The 2,180-nt window shown below is 32.1% G+C and carries 3 protein-coding genes; 1 reads left to right on the top strand and 2 read right to left on the bottom strand.

All coding sequences use genetic code 11. The features are described 5' to 3' along the window. The first annotated feature begins 16 nt into the window (after positions 1 to 16). The gene (locus ENL20_06130) at positions 17 to 1,105 is read left to right on the top strand and encodes a hypothetical protein (protein ID HHE38131.1); all 1,089 of its coding nucleotides are present in this window, start codon (positions 17 to 19) and stop codon (positions 1,103 to 1,105) included. 78 nt (positions 1,106 to 1,183) lie between these two features. Here ENL20_06130 and ENL20_06125 read toward each other — a convergent pair whose 3' ends face one another. Beyond that, positions 1,184 to 1,723: a methyltransferase domain-containing protein gene (locus tag ENL20_06125; GenBank protein HHE38130.1), complete on the bottom strand. Its 540-nt coding sequence runs from the start codon at positions 1,721 to 1,723 to the stop codon at positions 1,184 to 1,186. Between the two features lie 201 nt (positions 1,724 to 1,924). Further along, a complete protein-coding gene (locus ENL20_06120; protein ID HHE38129.1) occupies positions 1,925 to 2,134 on the bottom strand; it encodes a M48 family peptidase in 210 nt (69 codons plus the stop codon). Positions 2,135 to 2,180 lie beyond the last annotated feature (46 nt).

Below are 2,180 nucleotides of genomic sequence, written 5' to 3'. Positions count from 1 at the left end.
TAATGAAACAACAAAAATGGAAATGATAAATATTCTGTCAACCGAACAGAAAATATTAATAAATGATCCGGTAAGCAATAGTTATTTGAATAATCATACCTTGACAATAAATATCTCAATTTTAAATAATAAACTTCTGAATTATACAAATATTTCGATCTACAATTCAACCGGGGATTTGGTAAATTCAACGATTAATTTTGAAAATGGAACTTTTACAGTTAATTTATCTGTTTTTAAAGATGGAATTTACAATATCACAGCCACTTATCACAGCATATATGGATTAACAGAAAAAACAGTTTCCGATAATATTGTCGTAGATACTATTCCTCCATACATCATATCTTTTGAAGTAGAGAAAGAATATAGAAGAGGCGAAGAAGCATCGGTTGTTTGTTTGGCATCGGATGATATAAAAGGAGATTTTGAAGTTGTTGTCAACCTGGATACTTCTACAATCGGAGATAAAACCGCAATATGCACGGTAAAAGACGAAGCTGGAAACAATTACACGGAAACCAGAAATTATACGGTGATAGAACCGATCTGCGAAGAAAATGAAAGAAGATGCTTTGGAAAAGAACTGCAGGAATGCAAAAATTATGCCTGGGAAACAATAGAATTCTGCGACTATATGTGCGATTCTTCTCTTTTAAAATGCGTTCAAAAACCAATTATTTGCAACGAAGGAGAGAAGAGATGTTCTGGCAACAACCTGCAAATATGTAAAGATAATAATTGGACCACAATTCAAACCTGCAGATATGGTTGCAATGAGACGCGTCTGACCTGCAACCCGAATCCGAATCCGATCAAATTGCCTCCGATGATCATTGTTTATATTGTCATTCTCGTTGCTATTGTTGGATCAATACTCGCATTCGTCTATGTAAAATTGTTTGAAAAACCAATAACTACAAATTTAAATCAGGAATTTTCAAGACTGGAAACTAAAATAAAGAGATTAAAGTTGCAGGGGAAAAATGTGAAAGAGATAGAAAAAGAATTGGATCTTGCAAAACAGGATGCGAGAATAGGCCTGCTTGAAATGGCAAAAACCAGAATTAATACCATCAAGAAAAAATTGAAAAAGATAAAATAGTTAGAATTATATGATTTGTTGAGAACCTTCCGGATTTAAATTTCTTAAAAAAGAAATTTATCTTTGCCGAAGTCGGAATTATTCCGTTTTTTCTGAATATTTATAACAATACAAACTTTCAAACCACAATCTGTTTTTTCCGATCAATTTTAATCCGAACTTTTTTTCAAGTTCCTTATATCTGTTAAAGGAACTTAACAGAATTATCGCTTCTCCGCCTTCATTGAGATAATTGCAGACTTCGGATAAAAATTTTTCAATAATCTCCTGTCCTCTCTTTCCTCCAGTGCAACTTAAATCTCCCCTTCCCAGAAGATAGGGAGGATTAAAAAAAATTAAATCAAATTTTCCAGAAACATTTTCAAACAAGTTGCTGACCCTGAATTCGATATTTTTCAAACCCATCAATTCTGCCTTCTCCTGAGCGAATTCAATTGCTTTTGGATTTATATCAACGGCAAGAATTTTATCAACAAAACCGGCAATACTGAAGGATACTATTCCGGATCCTGTTCCAATCTCCAAAGCAGTTTTAATTCTTCTATTTCCAATTTCCTTTTTCAGACAATCAATTAAAAAATAAGAATCTTCATCCGGAGGGTAGATTTTAGTTTCCATTTTTTATATCGGCAATTTCTCATTGAGGATCAAATAATAATTATCTGTTTTAAAGTATTTATTTTTTAATCTTTCCTTCTCAACAAGAAAAAATCTGGATTAAAAGATCTTTATGGTGTTCGCCTTTACGCCAATAATAATTGATAGAGTAAAAACTTACATCGAAAATTTTATCATTATTAAAATCTGTTCAAAAGTAGTTTATTTCATTATAATATCTTTGGAGTTTATTCCTTTTCTGCTAAGATACGTCTTTAATAAAGACTCAAACATCTTCCCATGATTCGGATATTTTAAATGCAATAACTCATGCACAATTGCTTTAGATCTAACTTCAAATTCCTCTTTTAAAAGGTCAAAAGAAAAGGTTACTCTGCCTTTGCTGGAACATCTCCCCCATTTTCTCTTCATTTTCCTTATATGAATTTCTTTTGGTTCAACACCTAACTCTTTGGCC

It is taken from the genome of Candidatus Cloacimonadota bacterium, assembly GCA_011372345.1.
In the GTDB taxonomy this organism is placed as follows: Bacteria; Cloacimonadota; Cloacimonadia; order Cloacimonadales; family TCS61; genus DRTC01.
This window is presented reverse-complemented; position numbering and strand designations above follow the sequence as displayed.

What these genes read in the sequence shown, in the direction of transcription:
- ENL20_06130 (HHE38131.1), top strand. Translation starts at nt 17, where the DNA reads ATGGAAATGATAAATATTCTGTCAACCGAACAGAAAATATTAATAAAT.
- ENL20_06125 (HHE38130.1), bottom strand. Translation starts at nt 1,723, where the DNA reads ATGGAAACTAAAATCTACCCTCCGGATGAAGATTCTTATTTTTTAATT.
- ENL20_06120 (HHE38129.1), bottom strand. Translation starts at nt 2,134, where the DNA reads ATGAAGAGAAAATGGGGGAGATGTTCCAGCAAAGGCAGAGTAACCTTT.